Annotated in this window: 17 protein-coding genes; 3 read left to right on the top strand and 14 right to left on the bottom strand. The window is 66.1% G+C overall.

What is annotated here, in order from left to right:
* Positions 1-13: 13 nt before the first annotated feature.
* Together HMPREF2886_RS24125 and HMPREF2886_RS24120 are read right to left on the bottom strand one after the other, a co-directional pair.
* Positions 14-1,762 carry a bifunctional diguanylate cyclase/phosphodiesterase gene (locus tag HMPREF2886_RS24125; protein ID WP_070748523.1) on the bottom strand — a complete coding sequence of 583 codons (1,749 nt, stop codon included), beginning with the start codon at positions 1,760-1,762 and terminating at the stop codon, positions 14-16.
* 95 nt (positions 1,763-1,857) lie between these two features.
* Positions 1,858-3,954: a carboxy terminal-processing peptidase gene (locus tag HMPREF2886_RS24120; protein ID WP_003091593.1), complete on the bottom strand. Its 2,097-nt coding sequence runs from the start codon at positions 3,952-3,954 to the stop codon at positions 1,858-1,860.
* A 129-nt stretch (positions 3,955-4,083) separates the two neighbouring features.
* Here HMPREF2886_RS24120 and HMPREF2886_RS24115 point away from each other — a divergent pair, with 129 nt between their 5' ends.
* Positions 4,084-5,046 (top strand): NAD(P)H-quinone oxidoreductase, encoded by a 963-nt coding sequence (locus tag HMPREF2886_RS24115; RefSeq protein ID WP_070748521.1) that lies wholly within the window; start codon positions 4,084-4,086, stop codon positions 5,044-5,046.
* A gap of 66 nt (positions 5,047-5,112) precedes the next feature.
* Here HMPREF2886_RS24115 and HMPREF2886_RS24110 read toward each other — a convergent pair whose 3' ends face one another.
* The 6 genes from HMPREF2886_RS24110 to HMPREF2886_RS24085 are packed head-to-tail and all read right to left on the bottom strand — an operon-like array spanning position 5,113 to position 10,303.
* The gene (locus tag HMPREF2886_RS24110) at positions 5,113-5,763 is read right to left on the bottom strand and encodes an HAD family hydrolase (protein ID WP_003091591.1); all 651 of its coding nucleotides are present in this window, start codon (positions 5,761-5,763) and stop codon (positions 5,113-5,115) included.
* Positions 5,763-6,758: an ABC transporter ATP-binding protein gene (locus tag HMPREF2886_RS24105; protein ID WP_003109170.1), complete on the bottom strand. Its 996-nt coding sequence runs from the start codon at positions 6,756-6,758 to the stop codon at positions 5,763-5,765. Before HMPREF2886_RS24105 ends, HMPREF2886_RS24110 begins: the two co-directional genes overlap by 1 nt.
* 2 nt (positions 6,759-6,760) lie before the next feature.
* Positions 6,761-7,558 carry an ABC transporter permease gene (locus HMPREF2886_RS24100; RefSeq protein WP_033975454.1) on the bottom strand — a complete coding sequence of 266 codons (798 nt, stop codon included), beginning with the start codon at positions 7,556-7,558 and terminating at the stop codon, positions 6,761-6,763.
* Complete coding sequence (locus HMPREF2886_RS24095; RefSeq protein ID WP_070748519.1) at positions 7,545-8,384, bottom strand: ABC transporter permease; 840 nt, start codon at positions 8,382-8,384, stop codon at positions 7,545-7,547. The genes HMPREF2886_RS24100 and HMPREF2886_RS24095 overlap by 14 nt, the downstream gene beginning before the upstream one ends.
* A complete protein-coding gene (locus HMPREF2886_RS24090; protein WP_070748517.1) occupies positions 8,381-9,190 on the bottom strand; it encodes an alkaline phosphatase family protein in 810 nt (269 codons plus the stop codon). Before HMPREF2886_RS24090 ends, HMPREF2886_RS24095 begins: the two co-directional genes overlap by 4 nt.
* 54 nt (positions 9,191-9,244) lie before the next feature.
* Entirely contained in the window at positions 9,245-10,303 is a 1,059-nt protein-coding gene (locus HMPREF2886_RS24085; RefSeq protein WP_033975452.1) for an ABC transporter substrate-binding protein, read from the bottom strand.
* 363 nt (positions 10,304-10,666) lie between these two features.
* Here HMPREF2886_RS24085 and HMPREF2886_RS24080 point away from each other — a divergent pair, with 363 nt between their 5' ends.
* A complete protein-coding gene (locus tag HMPREF2886_RS24080) occupies positions 10,667-11,383 on the top strand; it encodes a UTRA domain-containing protein (protein ID WP_003091585.1) in 717 nt (238 codons plus the stop codon).
* Between the two features lie 65 nt (positions 11,384-11,448).
* Positions 11,449-12,000, top strand: a complete 552-nt coding sequence (locus tag HMPREF2886_RS24075) for a GNAT family N-acetyltransferase (protein ID WP_039027963.1) — start codon at positions 11,449-11,451, stop codon at positions 11,998-12,000.
* Between the two features lie 42 nt (positions 12,001-12,042).
* Here HMPREF2886_RS24075 and HMPREF2886_RS24070 read toward each other — a convergent pair whose 3' ends face one another.
* The 6 genes from HMPREF2886_RS24070 to minC all read right to left on the bottom strand — a co-directional run bounded on the left by HMPREF2886_RS24070 (position 12,043) and on the right by minC (position 16,697).
* Complete coding sequence (locus HMPREF2886_RS24070) at positions 12,043-13,332, bottom strand: M18 family aminopeptidase (protein WP_033971682.1); 1,290 nt, start codon at positions 13,330-13,332, stop codon at positions 12,043-12,045.
* 128 nt (positions 13,333-13,460) lie between these two features.
* Positions 13,461-14,039: a class I SAM-dependent methyltransferase gene (locus HMPREF2886_RS24065; protein WP_070748515.1), complete on the bottom strand. Its 579-nt coding sequence runs from the start codon at positions 14,037-14,039 to the stop codon at positions 13,461-13,463.
* Complete coding sequence (locus tag HMPREF2886_RS24060) at positions 14,039-14,674, bottom strand: RluA family pseudouridine synthase (RefSeq protein WP_003091582.1); 636 nt, start codon at positions 14,672-14,674, stop codon at positions 14,039-14,041. Before HMPREF2886_RS24060 ends, HMPREF2886_RS24065 begins: the two co-directional genes overlap by 1 nt.
* A gap of 103 nt (positions 14,675-14,777) precedes the next feature.
* The gene (gene minE / locus HMPREF2886_RS24055) at positions 14,778-15,032 is read right to left on the bottom strand and encodes a cell division topological specificity factor MinE (RefSeq protein WP_003091581.1); all 255 of its coding nucleotides are present in this window, start codon (positions 15,030-15,032) and stop codon (positions 14,778-14,780) included.
* Positions 15,029-15,844 carry a septum site-determining protein MinD gene (minD, locus tag HMPREF2886_RS24050; RefSeq protein WP_003091579.1) on the bottom strand — a complete coding sequence of 272 codons (816 nt, stop codon included), beginning with the start codon at positions 15,842-15,844 and terminating at the stop codon, positions 15,029-15,031. Before minD ends, minE begins: the two co-directional genes overlap by 4 nt.
* Before the next feature lie 61 nt (positions 15,845-15,905).
* Positions 15,906-16,697 carry a septum site-determining protein MinC gene (gene minC / locus HMPREF2886_RS24045; protein ID WP_070748513.1) on the bottom strand — a complete coding sequence of 264 codons (792 nt, stop codon included), beginning with the start codon at positions 16,695-16,697 and terminating at the stop codon, positions 15,906-15,908.
* Positions 16,698-16,796: the final 99 nt, after the last annotated feature.

Raw genomic sequence — 16,796 nt, 5'->3', positions numbered from 1 at the left:
CTGAACGAACGGTTCAGGCGGCCTCGATCAGGTGCAGGCTGTAGCCTGGCAGCGCCTTGGCCTGGCGCTTGGCTTCGGAGGCCAGCGTCGCCAGGTGCGCGGCATCCATTCCCTGGCAGGCTTCGGCCGGTAGATGCACCACGCCGACGGACAATGACAGCAGCGGGTACTCCTCACGCTGGCCATGGCGGTTGTGCGCAACGAAACAGCCGGCTTCCAGGTGCTCGCGGCTGTAGAAGCGCCGGCATTGGCTCTGGAAGGTTTCCAGCAATCGGTCGATCCGTGTGCGCCAGTCCTCGGGGCCGAGTACCAGCATGAAGTCGTCGCCGCCGATGTGGCCGACGAAGTCGCTGCCCGGGTCGATCCGTTCGTTCAGGCACTGTGCCAGGCACAGCAGGACCTCGTCGCCGCGGGCGTAGCCGTAGAGATCGTTGAAGGGTTTGAAGCTGTCGACATCGATGTAGCAGATCACCGCCTCGCGCCTTTGCTGCAGCAGGCGTTCGAGGCATTGCTGGATCGGCACGTTGCCGGGAAGCAAGGTGAGCGGATTGGCGTGCCGCGCCTGCTGGAGCTTTTCCTCGGTGATCAGCCTGAGCACGTCGATCACCCGGCCCATTCCCGCATAGTGCCCGCCGCGGGTGACGATGAAGTCTTCCTCGATACGCTGGCGTGCGCGGCTGGTCAGCAGGCGGCTGACCTGCTGCAGGGTCTGACCGAGTTCCACGGCGAGAAAATCGTCGCTCATCAGGCGGCTGATCGGCTTGCGCAGGAACAGGTCGCAGGCGAAGGGCCGGAGCAAGGCGTCGGTGAGCGCGTGGCGATGGACGATGCCGATGGGACGCCTTTCTTCGTCGAGGATCGCCAGGGAGTTCAGGTTGGCCTGGTGGCGGAAGATTTCCACCACTTCCTGGGTCGAGGTGCGAACGTCGACCGCGCGCTGTTCCAGCAGCAGCGCACGCAGGTCGCCGTGCTCGTCGCCGGATGACTGGCTGGGGGCGCCAGCGCTGGGCAGCATCTGTTGTGCGTCGCTCGCCGGGTGTTCCTGCGGGCGACCGAACAGATAGCCTTGCACCAGGTCGACCCCCATCTCGCTAAGCACCGCGAGTTCCTCGGGCAGTTCGATGCCTTCGGCGATGACCTGGGCGCGAGAGGCCCGCGCCATCTTCAGGATGGAGCCGACGAACTCGCGTTTCACGGTGTCCAGGTGGATGCCGTCGACGAAGTGGCGGTCGATCTTCACGTAGTCCGGACGCAGTTCCGACCACAGGCGCAGGCTGGAGTAGCCAGCGCCGAGGTCGTCGAGAGCGATGGAGAAGCCCATGGCGCGATAGTGGTGCAGCGCGGTGTCGAGCAGGTCGAAGTCGTCGATGGGGGTCTGTTCGGTCAGTTCGATCACCACCCGGTTCGGCGAGATCCCCAGCTGTTGCAGCAATTGCAGGGTGCGGCCGGGCGGATGGCCGGCCTCGAGGAGGGACTCCGGGGAGATGTTGAGGAACAGCATGGCGTCGCCCTGGATGTCGCGGAAGCGGCTGAAGGCGCGTTGTCGGCAGAGTAGTTCCAGTTCGCTCAGCCGTCCGCATTGGCGGGCCACGGCGAACAGCGCCAGGGGCGAGTGCAGCGGGCTGTTGGACGGACCGCGGGTCAGCGCTTCGTAGCCGACCAGGCGCCGTTCGGAAAGCGAGAGGATGGGCTGGAACAGGCAGTGCAGGTCGCCGTGGGCCAGGATGCTGTCCAGGGCGCTCAACTGCTCGGTGACGGTCATGGAACGCTCTCGTCGCAATGAAAAAGGGCCGGTTGTGCAACCGGCCCCGTATTTCACGACAGTCCCATGACTGTTTTATGACGCTCCCGCTGAACTCAGTGCTTGGCCACCGCCGAGTTGAGGTTCAGGTAGTCCAGCAGGATGTGCCCGGACTCGGTGAGGTAGGCGTCGTCCTGCGGCTTGGTCTTGTCGTCCTCTTCCGGCAGGGCGTTCTCGTCCTCGCGCTTGAGTTCCTTCAGCGGCTCCTGGCCCTTGGACTTGCGCAGGGCGTTCTCCATGGCCAACTGGCGGTTCTCGATGCTGGTCTGCTGGGCGCGGCGCTTGGCCTCGTTCAGGCTGACGGTCTTCTCCTTCATCAGCTCCTGGGCCAGCGCCAGGCGCTCGCGGGCATAGACGAAGTCGGCGTTGTTCTCGGTGCGCGCGTCGTGCTGGGCCTTGAGTTGCGCGAGGAACGGCTTGAACGGGTTGGCCTCGTCCTTCACCACCGGGCGGATGGTGTCCCAGGGCATCGAGTCGGGCAGGGCGCTTTCGCCGATTTCCTTGTCGTCGACGATGGACGGGTAGCTGATGTCCGGGATCACGCCCTGGTGCTGGGTGCTCTGCCCGGAGACACGGTAGAACTTCGCCAGGGTCAGCTTCAGTTCGCCGTGGTTGAGCGGCTGGATGGTCTGCACGGTGCCCTTGCCGAAGGTCTGTCCACCGAGGATCAGCGCGCGGTGGTAGTCCTGCATGGCACCGGCGAAGATCTCCGAGGCGGAGGCCGAGAGACGGTTGACCAGCACGGCCAGCGGGCCGGTATAGAAGGCCTTGCCTTCGTCGTCGTTGAGCACGTCGACGCGGCCGTCGCTGTTGCGCACCAGTACGGTCGGGCCCTGGTCGATGAACAGGCCGGTCAGCTCGGTGGCCTCCTGCAGGGAGCCGCCGCCGTTGTTGCGCAGGTCGAGGACGATGCCGTCGACCTTGTCCTTCTGCAACTCGGCGACCAGCTTCTTCACGTCGCGGGTGGTGCTCTTGTAGTTCGGGTCGCCGGCGCGGTAGGCCTTGAAGTCCAGGTAGAAGGCCGGCAGGTCGATCACGCCGAGCTTGTAGCTGCGGCCTTCGTGGTCGACCTTGATGATGGATTTCTTCGCCGCCTGGTCCTCCAGCTTCACCGCCTCGCGGGTGATGGCGACGATCTTGCTGGTCTGGTCGTTCGGCGCGTTGCTCGCCGGAATCACTTCCAGGCGTACCTGGGAACCTTTCGGCCCACGGATCAGCTTGACCACTTCATCCAGGCGCCAGCCGACCACGTCGACCATTTCGCCCTTGCCCTGGGCGACGCCGATGATCTTGTCGGAGGTGGCGATCTGCTTGCTCTTCGCCGCCGGGCCGGCCGGCACCAGGCGTACGACCTTGACGTAGTCGTTGTCGCTCTGCAGTACCGCGCCGATGCCTTCCAGCGAGAGGCTCATGTTGATGTCGAAGTTTTCCGCGTTGTCCGGCGACAGGTACTGGGTGTGCGGATCGTAGGACTGGGCAAAGGCGTTGATGTAGGCCTGGAAGATGTCTTCGCTGCGGGTCTGCTTCAGGCGCGACAGCTGGTTCTTGTAGCGCTTGGTGAGCTGTTCCTGGATCGCCTTGTCGTCCTTGCCGGTGATCTTCAGGCGCAGGACCTCGTCCTTCACCTTCTTGCGCCAGAGGTCGTCGAGCTCTGCGGTGTCCTTCGCCCAGGGGGCCTTTTCGCGGTCGATCAACAGGCTCTCGTCGACGCTGAAGTCGATCTTGTCGACGCCCTTGTCGAGCATCGCCAGGGCGTAGTCGAGACGACCTTTCAGGCGGTCGAGGTGGCGCTTGTAGATGACGAAGCCGGGATCGAGGTCGCCGCTCTTGAGGAAGTCGTCGAACCTGTTGCGCCAGCGATCGAACTCGGCGATGTCGCCGGCGGTGAAGTACATCCGCGCCGGATCGAGCATCTTCAGGTAGCTGTCGTAGATCTTGGCCGAGCGTTCATCGTTCAGCGGCGGCTTGTTGTAGTGGTGCCGCTTGAGCAGTTCCACCACGTTGAGGCTGGCGATGACCTGCTCGCGGTCCGGCTGCAGGCTGTCCCAGGAATTCTGGGCGCTGCCGACGGAGACGGCGGTCGAGGCGAACAGCGGCAGCGAACTGGCGCCGAGGAGGAGCAACAGGGCGGTACGGGGCAGAAAACGCTTCATGCTGATTCGACTGATCGCGGAGTAATGACGCATATTAGGCCTTATTAGCCGGCGCCGGGTTCCCTTGGCGCAATGCAAAAAGCCCGACTCTGGGTGATCGGGCCGTGACAACCCCACTATGGAGGCAGCGTGAACGCATTGCAAGGTATCGAAGGTCGTGTCGAGTGGTCGGAAATCGCCGCCCCGTCCTGCGGTCAGGGCGAAATCCGCATCCGCGTGGCGGCCGCCGGACTCAATCGCGCCGACCTGTTGCAGAAGGCCGGGCTCTACCCGCCGCCACCCGGCGCCAGCCCGGCGCTGGGGCTCGAGTGTGCGGGTGTGGTCAGCGAGGTGGGCGCGGGCAGCACCTGGCAGGTCGGCGACCGGGTCTGCGCGCTGCTCGCCGGCGGCGGCATGGCCGAGGAAGTGGTGGTCGACGCGCGCCACGTACTGCCGGTTCCGGCAGGGCTGAGCCTGGCGGAGGCGGCGGGGATTCCGGAGGTCTACGCCACGGCCTGGCTGAACCTGTTCCAGCTGGCGGCGTTGCAGCCCGGCGAGAAAGTGCTGCTGCACGCCGGCGCCAGCGGCGTCGGTTCGGCCGGCATCCAATTGTGCAAGGCGTTCGGCAACCCCTGCTGGGTCAGCGTCGGTTCCGCCGAACGCCTGGCCTACTGCGAATCCCTGGGCGCCGCCGGCGGCGTGCTGCGCAAGCAGAGCCTGGAATCGCTGCGCGATTTCACCCCGTTCGACGTGATCCTCGATCCGGTCGGCGCCCGCTATGCCGGGTTGAACCTGGAGTTGCTGCGGCGCGACGGGCGCTGGGTGATCATCGGCCTGATGGGCGGCCGCGAGGCGCAACTGGACCTGGCTCAACTGCTAGGCAAACGCATCCAGTTGACCGGCTCGACCCTGCGTACCCGCGATGCCGGGTTCAAGGCGCAGTTGATCGCCGAGCTGGGGTTGAAGGTCTGGCCATTGTTCTCCGCCGGGAAACTCCGTGCGCAGCTGGAGCGAACCTTCCCGATCGGCGACGCCGAGGCGGCGTTCGAGGCGTTGGCGAGCAACCAGGTGCAGGGCAAGGTCGTGCTGGTGGTGGACCCGTCGCTGGCCTGAAGGGCCGCTTCGGCACCGTCGAGGCGATGGAAAGCGCGATCCGCTCGCGCTTTCGCAGCGAGCCTGTCAGCGCCAGGCGTTGACCGGCCAGCCCATTTCCTTGGCGTAGGCGAGCAGGGTCGGGTCCGGATTGACCGTGTTCGGATGGCCGACCAGCTTCAGCAGCGGCAGGTCGTTGCGCGAATCCGAATAGAACCAGGCGTCGGCCAGTTGGCGATCATCTCCTTCCAGCAGGTCGAGCAGACGCAATACCTTGCCTTCGCGATAGGTGAGGGTGCCCAGGGTGCGGCCGGTGTAGTGTCCATCGAGCACTTCGAGATCGATGGCGAGGACTTCGTCGACGCCGATCCGCGCTGCGATCGGCTTGACCAGATGCACCCCGGACGCGGAGACGATCAGCACCCGGTCGTTGGCGCTGCGGTGGCGCGCCAGGCAGGCGCAGGCGTCGCTGTAGATCAGCGGCTCGATGACCTCTTCGACGTAGGCCTCCACTTCCCGCTCGACTTCCTCGACGCTGCGACCGATCAGCGGTTGCAGGGTGTAGTCCATGTACAGGTCCATGGACAGCTTGCCCTCGGCGTACTGCTCCATCAGTTCGGCGTCGCGGCGGACGAAGGATTCGTCGACCCAGCCGAGACTCGCCATGCGCTGGCTCCACAGGCTGGAGCAATCGCCGTGGATCATGGTCTCGTCCAGGTCGAAGATCACCAGGCTCATCAAGCTACCTCTCGAATACTGTTGCGATCGATGACCAGCGTCAGCTGACTGCCGGCCGGATACAGGCGGTCTGCGCTGCGGTTGAGGACGTCGACGGTGAGTTCCACTCCGGCGGCCTCGACGCGGTAACGGATCACGTTGCCGAGCAGACTGTGCGAGCGTACCAGCGCCGGCACGCCTTCGCTCGGTTCGTTGCCCAGGCGCAGGGATTCCGGGCGGATCGCCACCTGTTGCGCGCAGGGCTGGCCGAGCAGGCGGCTGGCCTGTTCGGCGTCGAGCAGGTTGTAGTTGCCGATGAAGCCGGCGGCGAAGGCGTTTTCCGGCGCGGTGTAGAGGGTCTCCGCGTCGCCGCTCTGGACGATGCGTCCGGCGTTCATCAGGACGATGCGGTCGGACAGGGTCAGCGCTTCTTCCTGATCATGGGTGACGAACACCGTGGTCAGTCCCAGCTCCTGCTGGATGCGGCGGATCTGTTCGCGCAGGTGCTTGCGGATGCGCGCGTCGAGGGCCGACAGCGGCTCGTCGAGCAGCAGCAGACGCGGTCGCGTCACCAGCGAGCGGGCCAGCGCCACACGCTGGCACTGGCCGCCGGAGAGTTGGTGCGGGTAGCGGGCGGCGTACTCGCCCAGCTCCACCAGCTCGATGGCTTCGGCGACCCGCTGTTTCAGTTCCGCCGCAGGCACCTTCTGCATGCGCAGGCCGAAGGCGACGTTCTGTTGCACGGTCATGTTGGGGAACAGCGCGTAGCTCTGGAACACCATGGCGATCCCGCGCTTCTGCGGCGGCAAAGGCACCACATCCTCGCCGTCGATGAGGATGCGCCCGCTGTCGACCTCGGTCAGCCCGGCGATGCAGCGCAGCAGGGTGGACTTGCCGCAGCCGCTGGGGCCGAGCAGGGTGACGAACTCGCCGCGGGCGGCGGCGAAGTCGATATCGCGGAAGATACTGGTGGCACCGTAGCTCTTGTCGAGTTGTTCGACGCTGACGAACGACATGATCAGGCCTTGTCCTTGTTCAGTCGGTTGGCCGCCCAGGTCAGGACCAGGACGAACATGAAGTAGGAGACCACCACTGCGCTGGTGTAGTGGCCGCTGCTGTTGCGCATGTTGTTGAGGAACACCTGCAGGGTCTCGTAGCGGGTACCGACCAGCAGGTTGGCGAAAACGAATTCGCCGATGAGGAAGGAGAACGACAGCAGCAGGGCCACCATCACGCCCTTGCGCAGGTTCGGCAGCACGACCAGCAGCGCCGCCTTCCAGGTGCTGGCGCCGAGCAGATGGGCGGCGTCCATCAGGTCGCGCAGGTTGATCGCCTGCAGGTTGTTGGTGATCGCCCGGTACATGAACGGCAGGGCGATGGTGAAGTAGCAGCCGACCAGCACCCAGGGCGTGCCGATCATTTCCAGCGGCCCGCTGGCATAGAGTTGCAGCAGGCCCACCGAGGAGACGATCGGCGGCACCGCGAAGGGCAGCAGGATGAGCACGTTCATCACGCCGTCGAGGCGCGGGAAGTGGTAGTGGATGACGAACATCAGCGGCAGGATCAGCAACACGCTGAACGCCAGGGCGCCGAAGCAGACCAGCAGCGAGCGGGCGAAGGCCAGCAGGAAGCGCTGGTCGCTCCACAGCGTCAGGTACCACTTCAGGGTCAGGCCGTCCGGCAGCAGGGTCGCCGACCACTGGGTGGCCAGCGAGTAGAGCAGGGTCGCCGCCAGCGGCAGGACCAGGATCAGGAACAGCGCGCAGACCACCAGGCGATGGTAGAGCGCGGCAGGACGTCGATCAGCGCGCGACATGGTAGCTCCTGCGCAGCAGCCATTGGTGGACCAGGGTGATCAGGGTCATCAGGCCGACCAGCACCATGGCCAGGGCGCTGGCCATGTTCGGGTCGGGGAACACGTCGCCGGCGACCAGCGCGCCGATGCGGATCGGGATCACGTTGAAGTTGCCGGTGGTCAGCGAGTACACCGTGGCGTAGGCGCCGAGGGCGTTGGCCAGGAGGATGACGAAGGTGCCCAGCAGCGCCGGGGTCAGCACCGGGATGCCGATGTGCCGCCAGTACTGCCAGCCGTTGGCGCCGAGCAGCGCGGCGGACTCGCGCCAGTCCTCGCGCAGGGCATCGAAGGCCGGGTAGAGCAGCATCACCCCGAGGGGAATCTGGAAATAGGTGTAGAGGATTATCAGGCCGGTCTTCGAGTAGAGATTGAAGTCGTCGATCCAGCCGGCCTGCTTGAGCAGCAGGGTCAGCGCGCCGTTGAAGCCGAGCAGGATGATGAAGGCGAACGCCAGCGGTACCCCGGCGAAGTTGCTGGTCATGTTGGAGAAGGCCATGACGAAGTCGCGCAGGCGGCTGTCGACGTGGCGCAGCGAATGGCTGCCGAGCACCGCGATGAGCAGGCCGAGCAGGCTCGACCAGCCGGCGATCTCCAGGCTGTGGCGGATCGCCTGGCGGTAGAAGGGCGAGCCGAACAGTTCGAGGTAGTTGGCCAGGCTCCAGGCGTCGCTGGCCTTCAGGCTGTTCAGCGCGACCCAGGCCAGCGGCGCTATCTGGAAAATCACGAAGAACGCCGCGAAGGGCAGCAGGAACAGCAGCGCCAGCCATTTGCTGGAGAGTCGTTTCATGGGGCGAGCAGCTCCCGGCAGACGGGTTTGTCGTGGGCGGAGCCGAGGATTTCGCAGAGCGTGCCGCAGAGGTCGGTCTGCAGCGGTTGCGCCAGGTCGTCGCGACTGAAGGCGTCGCCGAAGACGAACAGCGGCACCTCGCGCTCCTCCTCGAGGATGCCGCCGTGGCTGCGGTCCTCGTTCATCCCGTGATCGGCGGTGATCGCCACCTGGTAGCCGGCCGCCAGCCACTGGTGCAGGTATTCCGACAGCAGCGCGTCGGCGCGCCGTGCGGCGTTGCGGTAGGCGGGGCTGGCGAGGCCGTGCCTGTGCCCGGCGTCATCGATGTTCATCGAGTGGACCAGCATGAAGTTCGGTGCGTGCCGGCGGCGCAGGCTTTCCGCGTCGGCGAACAGGTGCGAGTCCGGATAATGGTCGCTCCAGTAGAAGTGTCCGCGCTGGATCGGCAGTGCGCTGTCGTCGGTGTAGCGGTCGCGGGCCGGGTCGAACGGCGCGCGGTTGTACAGTTCGCTGACCCAGTGGTAGGCCGCTGCCGCGGTACTCAGGCCGGCCGCGCGGGCGTAGTGGAACAGGCTCTGTTCCTGGCTCAGGCGCACCACGTCGTTGTGCAGGATGCCGCTATCGATCGGCGGCACTCCGGTGAGGATGCATTCGTATAGCGGCCGGGACAGCGAAGGCAACTCGCATTCCAGGCGGTACGACTGGCCGCGGCCGGCGCCGCAGAGGGCCTGGAGATGCCCCATGCAGTCGCGGGCGACGCTGTGGTTGAGGCCGTCCAGCAGGACGAGGATGACGTCTTGGCGCATTCGGGGTATCCGTCGATGCGGGGCGGCCGCCGGCGAGGACGGCCGCGCTCCGCGTCACTGCATGTTGATGATCACCGCTTCCTGCCACTGGCGCGGCAGGCGCTTGGAGGTTTCTTCCCAGGCCTTGGCGTCCTTGATCGGCTGGGCCTTGGCGTACTGCTCGTTGGGCAGCAGTTGAGCCTTCACGTCGTCCGGCAGGGTCAGGCTCTCGGCGCGGATCGGGCGCGCGTTGCCCCTGGCCAGATTGATCTGCCCGGCGTCGCTGAAGATGTACTCGCGGGCGAGCTTGGCGGCGTTCGGATGCTTGGCGTACTTGTTGATGATGGTGGTGTAGCCGGATATCACCGAGCCGTCCGAGGGGATCAACACCTCGAAGCGCTCCGGGTCGATCTGCTGGCGGTAGCTGAGGCCGTTGAAGTCCCAGACGATGCCGACTTCGACCTCGCCCTTTTCCAGGGTGGCGATCACCGGGTTGGTCAGCGACAGGCGGCCCTGCTTGGCGATCTTGCCGAAGAACTCCAGGCCCGGCTTGATGTTCTTCTCGTCGCCGCCGTTGGCGATGGCCGCGGCGAGCACCCCATTGACCGCCTGGGCGGCAGCGCTGACGTCGCCGATGGTGACCTTGTACTTGCCTTGCAGCAGGTCGGCCCAGCTGTGCGGTACGTCCTTCACCAGTTGTTTGTTGACGATGAAGGCGATGGTCCCGGTGTAGGCGAGCGCCCAGTGGCCGTCCTGGTCCTTGGCCCAGGCCGGGATCTGTTCCCAGGTGCTCGGCTTGTACGGCTGGCTGACGCCCTGCTGCACGGCGATGGGGCCGAAGGCGGCGCCGACGTCGCCGATGTCGGCGCTGGCGTTGTCCTTCTCGGCCTTGAACTTGGCCAGCTCCTGGGCCGAACTCATGTCGGTATCCATGTGCTTGAGCCCATACTTGCTCTCAAGGTCCTTCCAGGTGTCCTTCCAGTTCGCCCAACTGTCGGGCATGCCGACGCTGTTGACCTGGCCTTCCTTGCGCGCGGCCTGTTCCAGCGCCTGCAGGTCCGCTTCGGCGGCCAACGCCAGGCCGCTGCCGAGGGCGATGGCGGTTCCCAGCAATGAAGCAAGCATGCGTTTCATTCGGTGCTCCTTCGTTCGAGAGGTTCGGGCGGGCAGCCTCGGGAGTTCTCGACGCTCCTTCGGGCGGGGCTGCCGCGGGTGTGGTCTAGATCAGCAAGACCCAGGCCAATCTAGAGCCGCTGGATGACGGTTTCATGTCAGCTAGCCGCGCCTGGCATCGCCGCGGCTTGCATCCGCAGAAGCGTAGACCATGCTTAAGCCCTCGATTCCATGGGCGCCGGGCGCCTCCGGGAAGACTGCTGTCTTGTGCCTGTCACGTCACGGTCATCTGGGTTTCCTAGCATCGGACGAGCCGGAGGCGCAGGGCGGGCCGATGGAAGTGCCCCTGATTGGGGCTGGACTAGACCAATAAGGAAGCAGTCGATGCGTGACGAAGCGCTACCCACCGTAACGGCGATCTGCCGGGCGCTCAGCGAGCAGATCGGCCATGGTCTGCTGCCGGCGGGTGGCAAGCTGCCGGCCGAGCGCAAGCTCAGCGAGCTGTTCGCGACGACCCGGATCACCCTGCGCGAGGCGCTGATCCAACTGGAGTCGCAGGGCCTGATCTACCGCGAGGAGCGCCGCGGCTGGTTCGTCTCCCCCGAGCGGCTGGCCTACAACCCGCTGGTCCGCAGCCACTTCCATGCGATGGTCAGCGAACAGGGCCGGGTGCCGGCGACCGAGGTTCTGTCGGCCCGGCAGATGCCGGCGAGCGCGGCGGTCTGCGAGCTGCTGGAGCTGCCGGCGCTGTCCAGCGTCTACCAGATCCGCCGGGCGCGGCGGGTGGACGGGCGGCTGGTGCTGTATGTCGAGCACTACCTGAACGCGCAGTACTTCCCCGGAATCCTCGGCCACGACCTGACTCGCTCGCTGACCGAACTCTATGCCAGCGAGTACGGCATCCACTATGGGCGGGTACGTTTCGACATGGTGCCCACGGCACTGCATGCCGAGGCCGCGGCGCCGCTGAAGGTGGCGGTGGGCAGCCCGGCCCTGCGCATCAGCCGGATCAACCGCGACCAGCGTGGTCGGCTGATCGACTGCGACCTGGAGTTCTGGCGTCACGACGCCATCCATATCAGCGTCGAAGTACCGCAGTAACGCCACGCGTCGACGACCTGCGGCGTCTTCTGCGAGGATGGGGCTCCGGGAAAAGGAGCCCTCGCATGTTCATACTGCCGATTTCGTCCGACCTGCACCTGGAGCTGCTCGACCAGCCGCGCGCGGAGGAACTGTTCCGCCTGGTGCGTGCCAACAGCGAGCACCTGGCGCCCTGGATGCCGTGGGTGCCGCTGACGCAGAGCGTGGACGATACCCGCCGTTTCATTGGCGAAGGCCAGCGGTTGTGGGCGGAGCGCAGGAGCTGCCGCTGCGGGATCGTCGAATCCGGATGCCTGGTCGGCGTCATCGACCTGCACGACTTCACCGAGGACAGTCGCAGCGCCAGCATCGGCTACTGGCTGGCGGCGTCCGCGCAAGGGCGCGGGCTGCTCGCCAGGGCGCTGGGGAAGACGATCGAGCTGGGTTTCCTTGGCTACGACCGACAGCGCCTGGTGATCCGCTGTTCCACCGAGAACCTGCGCAGCCAGCGCGCCGCCGAGCGCCAGGGCTTCCGGCGCGACGGAGTGATCCGGGCCAACGAGATCATCGCCGGGCGTGCCCGCGACCATGCGATCTACACGCTGTTGCGCAGCGAATGGCACGCTGCGCACGCCTGAGTGGCCCCGGGCGAATGCCCGGGGCGTGAGCGCGGCTGGCGCTCAGGGCAGCTCGCTACTGGCGTAGAAGGCGCCGAGCACCTTGACCAGGTGCGCCAGGTCATGGCTACCGGCCAGTTCGCGAATCGAGTGCATGGCGAAGGTCGGCAGGCCTATGTCGACGGTGCGCACGCCGACCTGGCTGGCGGTGATCGGGCCGATGGTCGAGCCGCATCCCATGTCGCTGCGGGTCACGAAGCTCTGCACCGGCACTTCGCTGTCCTGGCAGAGGTGGCGGAAGAAGCCGGCGGTTTCGCTGTTGGTGGCATAGCGCTGGTTGCTGTTGATCTTGATCACCGGACCGCCGTTCAGCGCCGGGCCATGGTTGGCGTCGTGCTTGTCGGCGTAGTTCGGGTGTACGCCATGGGCGTTGTCGGCCGAGACCAGCAGCGAGCGCTGGATCGCCCGGCTGAAGGCGTCGCCTTCCGGCAGCAGGCGGCGCAGTACCTGTTCGAGGAACGGACCGTCGGCGCCGCAATGCGAACAGGAACCGACTTCCTCGTGGTCGGTGCAGACCAGGATGCAGTTCTCGTCGCCTTCGGCGTTGAGCAGGGCCTCCAGGCCGGCATGGCAGGACAGCAGGTTGTCCAGGCGCGCCCCGGCGATGAACTCGTCGTTGAGGCCTACCACCGCGGCGGACTGGGTGTCGTAGAACGACAGCTCGTAGTCCAGTACCACGTCGGCGGTGATGCCGTGCTCGCGCAGCAGCTGTTCGTCGAGCAGCAGGCGGAAGTCGGCGGCCTCGCCCGGCGCCAGCTGGGCGATGATCGGCGGCAGCTCGTTCTGCGCGTTGATCGGCCAGCCCTCGTTGGCGGCGCGGTTGAGGTGGATGGCCAGGTTGGGGATCACCGCGATGGCCTTGCGGAAGTCGATCAAACGGCTTTCCAGCTTGCCGTTGGCGCGGAAGGTCACGCGTCCGGCCAGCGACAGGTCGCGGTCGAACCAGGGGGCGAAGAGCGCGCCGCCATAGACTTCGACGCCGAGCTGGAGGAAACCGTTGCGGGCGATCTCCGGGTTCGGCTTGACCCGTAGGCAGGGGCTGTCGGTGTGCGCGCCGACCAGGCGGAAGCCATTTTCCAGGGGCGAGCGACGGCCCAGGCGGATGGCGATCAGCGACGAGTCGTTGCGGGTCACGTAGTAGCGGCCACCGGCTTCGGTGTGCCAGGCGTCGCGCTCGTCGAGGCGGCGGTAGCCGGCGGCTTCCAGGCGGCGGGCGAGGCTGGCGGTGGCATGGAAAGGCGTGGGCGAGGCCTTGAGGAAATCGATCAGGCCCTGGTTGAGTTCTGCGCGCATAGTGGCTCCGGACGGCAATCCATGCAGTCTATCGTATTGTCCGACGGGGTTCAGGTCGTTGGCGGCGGGGCCGGCCAGAAAAAGCGGAAGTTGGTCGCGGTATTCCAAGAGGGGATCAACGTTACGGTCTAGTCGCGCCGGCGGGCGACGATGGCGAACAGGTGCCAGTGCTTGTCGCGGCCCAGGGCGGTGCGCCCCTGCCACTCCAGTTCCTCGAATTGCAGTACCTGCCAGTCGCCCAGCAGCGCTTGAGCCTGCTCCCGGCTATGCAGGGTCAGGCCGCGCTCGCGCCACTGGTCGCGCTCGCCGAACAGGTGCCCGGCGAACAGGCCCCCGGCGGCCAGCGTGCTTTCGATTTCTCGCCACAGCCGAGAGAAGACGGGCGCTGCGCAGAAGGGCAGGGCGAAGCTGGCGTTGACCAGTTGCGCCGTCGGCAGGACCAGGCTTTCGAAACCGGCCTGCCGGGTTTCCAGGCGTGCCCGGTGGGCTTCCGGAGCCTGATCCCTGAGCAGGCGCAATGCGTCCGCGTCGCGGTCGATGGCCTGAACGGCCCAGCCATTGCGCAGCAGCTCCAGGCTGTCCCGGCCGCTGCCGCAACCGAGGTCCAGCGCCAGCCCCGGTTCGTCCTGCCAGTGGCTCAGGGCCAGCAGCAGGGTTGGGTGGGCGGGAGCCCCGAGGGAGGCGGCGTGGAAACGCGAGTGTTCCATCAGAACGGCGCCGGCGACTCGAAGCGCAGGCGTTCGCCGCTCTGCGGATGGGTCAGGCACAGCAGGCTGGCGTGCAGGCACAGGCGTTCGTGGGCGGCGAGGGCTTCGGGGTTGGCGTAGAGGCGGTCGCCGAGCAGCGGATGGCCGATGGAGAGCATGTGCACGCGCAACTGGTGCGAACGGCCGGTGATCGGCGTCAGCTCGACCCTGCTCCAGCGTTCATGACGCTCGACCACACGCCAGAAGGTCAGGGCGTGGCGGCCGTGCTCGAAGTCCACCACGTGACGCGGCTTGGTCGGCGGGTCGTAGCGCAGCGGCAGTTCGATGCGCCCGCTGTCCAGTTCCGGCAGGCCCCAGCAAAGGGCGGTATAGGCTTTCTCGGTCTCGCGGTCGTGGAACTGGCGGGACAGCTCGCGGTGGCTGTCGGCGTCGCGGGCGAGCACCATCAGGCCGGAGGTTTCCCAGTCCAGGCGGTGGACGATGCGGGCCTCGGGATAGCCGTTTTCCTGCAGGCGGGTGACCAGGCAGTCCTTGTTGTCATCGGCGCGGCCGGGCACCGACAGCAGCAGGGTGGGCTTGTCGACCACCAGCAGGGCATCATCCTGGTGAACGATTCGGATCTGGGACAGCGGCATAGCGAACGGGCTCATCGCCGGGAGGCGGCAGGGAGCCTGGCGGGCAGGCTCGGTGAAACGACTGCGGCGGCCAATGGCCGCCGCAGTATGGACCCTGGGCGAATCAACGATCCGGCAGGGTGATGTTGAGTTCCAGGATCGAACAGTTGCCCTGGTTCTCCAGTTCCACCTGGATCTGCTCCTGGTCGATCGGTACGTACTTGCGGATCACTTCCAGCAGGTCTTTCTGCAACTGGGGCAGATAATCCGGCTGTGCGCGCTGGCCACGTTCGTGGGCAACGATGATCTGCAGTCGTTCTTTCGCGATGGAAGCGCTGTTCTGCGATTTCCGACTGCGAAAGAAGTCTAAAAGGCTCATTCACGTCCTCCGAACAGTCTTTGCAGGAATCCTTTCTTCTGCACATCGAGGAATCGATGCGGTATTTCCTTGCCGAGCAGGCGGTCGACCGCATCGCTGTACGCCTGGCCGGCGTCGCTCTGCTCGTCGAGGATCACCGGCACGCCCTGGTTCGACGCCTTGAGCACGGCCTGGGATTCCGGGATCACTCCGAGCAGGCGGATGGCGAGGATCTCCTCGACGTCGTCGACGCCGAGCATCTCGCCCTTGGTGACGCGCTCCGGGTTGTAGCGGGTCAGCAGCAGGTGTTCCTTGATCGGCTCCTCGCCTTTCTCGGCGCGCTGCGACTTGCTTGCCAGCAGGCCGAGCATGCGGTCGGAGTCGCGTACCGAGGAAACCTCGGGGTTGGTCACGACGATCGCTTCGTCGGCGAAGTACATGGCCAGGTGGGCGCCTTTCTCGATGCCCGCCGGGGAGTCGCAGATGATGTATTCGAAGTCCTTGCGCAGCTCGGCCATGACTTTCTCGACGCCTTCCTTGGTCAGGGCGTCCTTGTCGCGGGTCTGGCTGGCGGCCAGGACATGCAGGTTTTCGAGGCGCTTGTCCTTGATCAGGGCCTGGGTGAGGGTGGCCTCGCCGTTGACGACGTTGACGAAGTCGTACACCACGCGGCGTTCGCAGCCCATGATCAGGTCGAGGTTACGCAGGCCGACGTCGAAGTCGACGATGACGGTCTTGAAACCGCGCAAGGCCAGGCCGGTGCCGATAGCTGCGCTGGTGGTGGTTTTACCGACGCCACCCTTACCGGAAGTGACTACGAGAATTTTGGCCAAGGTGATTCACCCCAATGAAAAACGTAAGAATTCTGGTCCCTGAAAGTGGCGGCAGTATCCGTTAAAGGCGGGTGATGTTCAACACGTCACCCGACAGGCTGACGTGCACTGCCTTGCCCCACTGCGGGCTGCGTCGCAGGTCCTCCGCGACCTTGTAGTTACCGGCGATGGAGACCAGTTCGGCGGCCAGCTGCTGGCAGAAGATTCGTGCCGTGGCATCGCCTTTCACGCCGGCCAGTGCGCGTCCGCGCATCGGGCCGTACACATGGATGTTTCCGTCGGCGAGAAGTTCCGCGCCGGGACTGACCGCGGCCAGCACGATCAGGTCGCCGCCGGCGGCGTAGATCTGCATGCCGCCGCGCACCGGGGTCTTCACCACCTTGGTCGGGCGGCTGACGGGGTCGGCGGGCTTTTCTTCCGCCTTGGCCGGCTCGGGCCTGGCTTCACTGGCGCTCGGGCTGGGCTCTTCGGTAGGCTTGCGCGGGGCGCTGTCCTTGATGTCCAGCGGCCGTTCGCGGGCGCCCGAGGGCGGCAGCACCGGCAGGTCCAGGGCCTGGGCGGCGGCGATGTCCTCCTCGCGCCCGGCGCGGATCGCCAGGGTGCGCAGGCCGTGGCGGCGACAGACCTCGAGGAGCGCCGGCAGGTCGAGGCGGCCTTCGCCTTCGGGCAGCTTGTCGAGGGCCATGACCAGGGGGGTGTCGCGGAAGAAGTTGGGCGCTTGCGCCACCTTGTCGGCGAGTTGCCGTTCGAGCCTCGCCAGGTCGTTGTGCGCCAGTTCGAGGATGGTCACCGCGAGCATGCTGCCCTTGAGCTGGAATACGGGGTCTTGGTCGAGGAGGTCGGCTTGGCTCATGGGGCTTGTCGGTCGTTGAATTGCAGGGACTTATAACGAGAACGCCGGATGCCCGCAAGCGTGGCAGATAGCCGGGGCGGCATCGATCGGCAACGCGGC

The sequence above is a fragment of the Pseudomonas sp. HMSC066A08 genome, assembly GCF_001813025.1.
Classification (GTDB): Bacteria; Pseudomonadota; Gammaproteobacteria; order Pseudomonadales; family Pseudomonadaceae; genus Pseudomonas; species Pseudomonas aeruginosa.
This window is presented reverse-complemented; position numbering and strand designations above follow the sequence as displayed.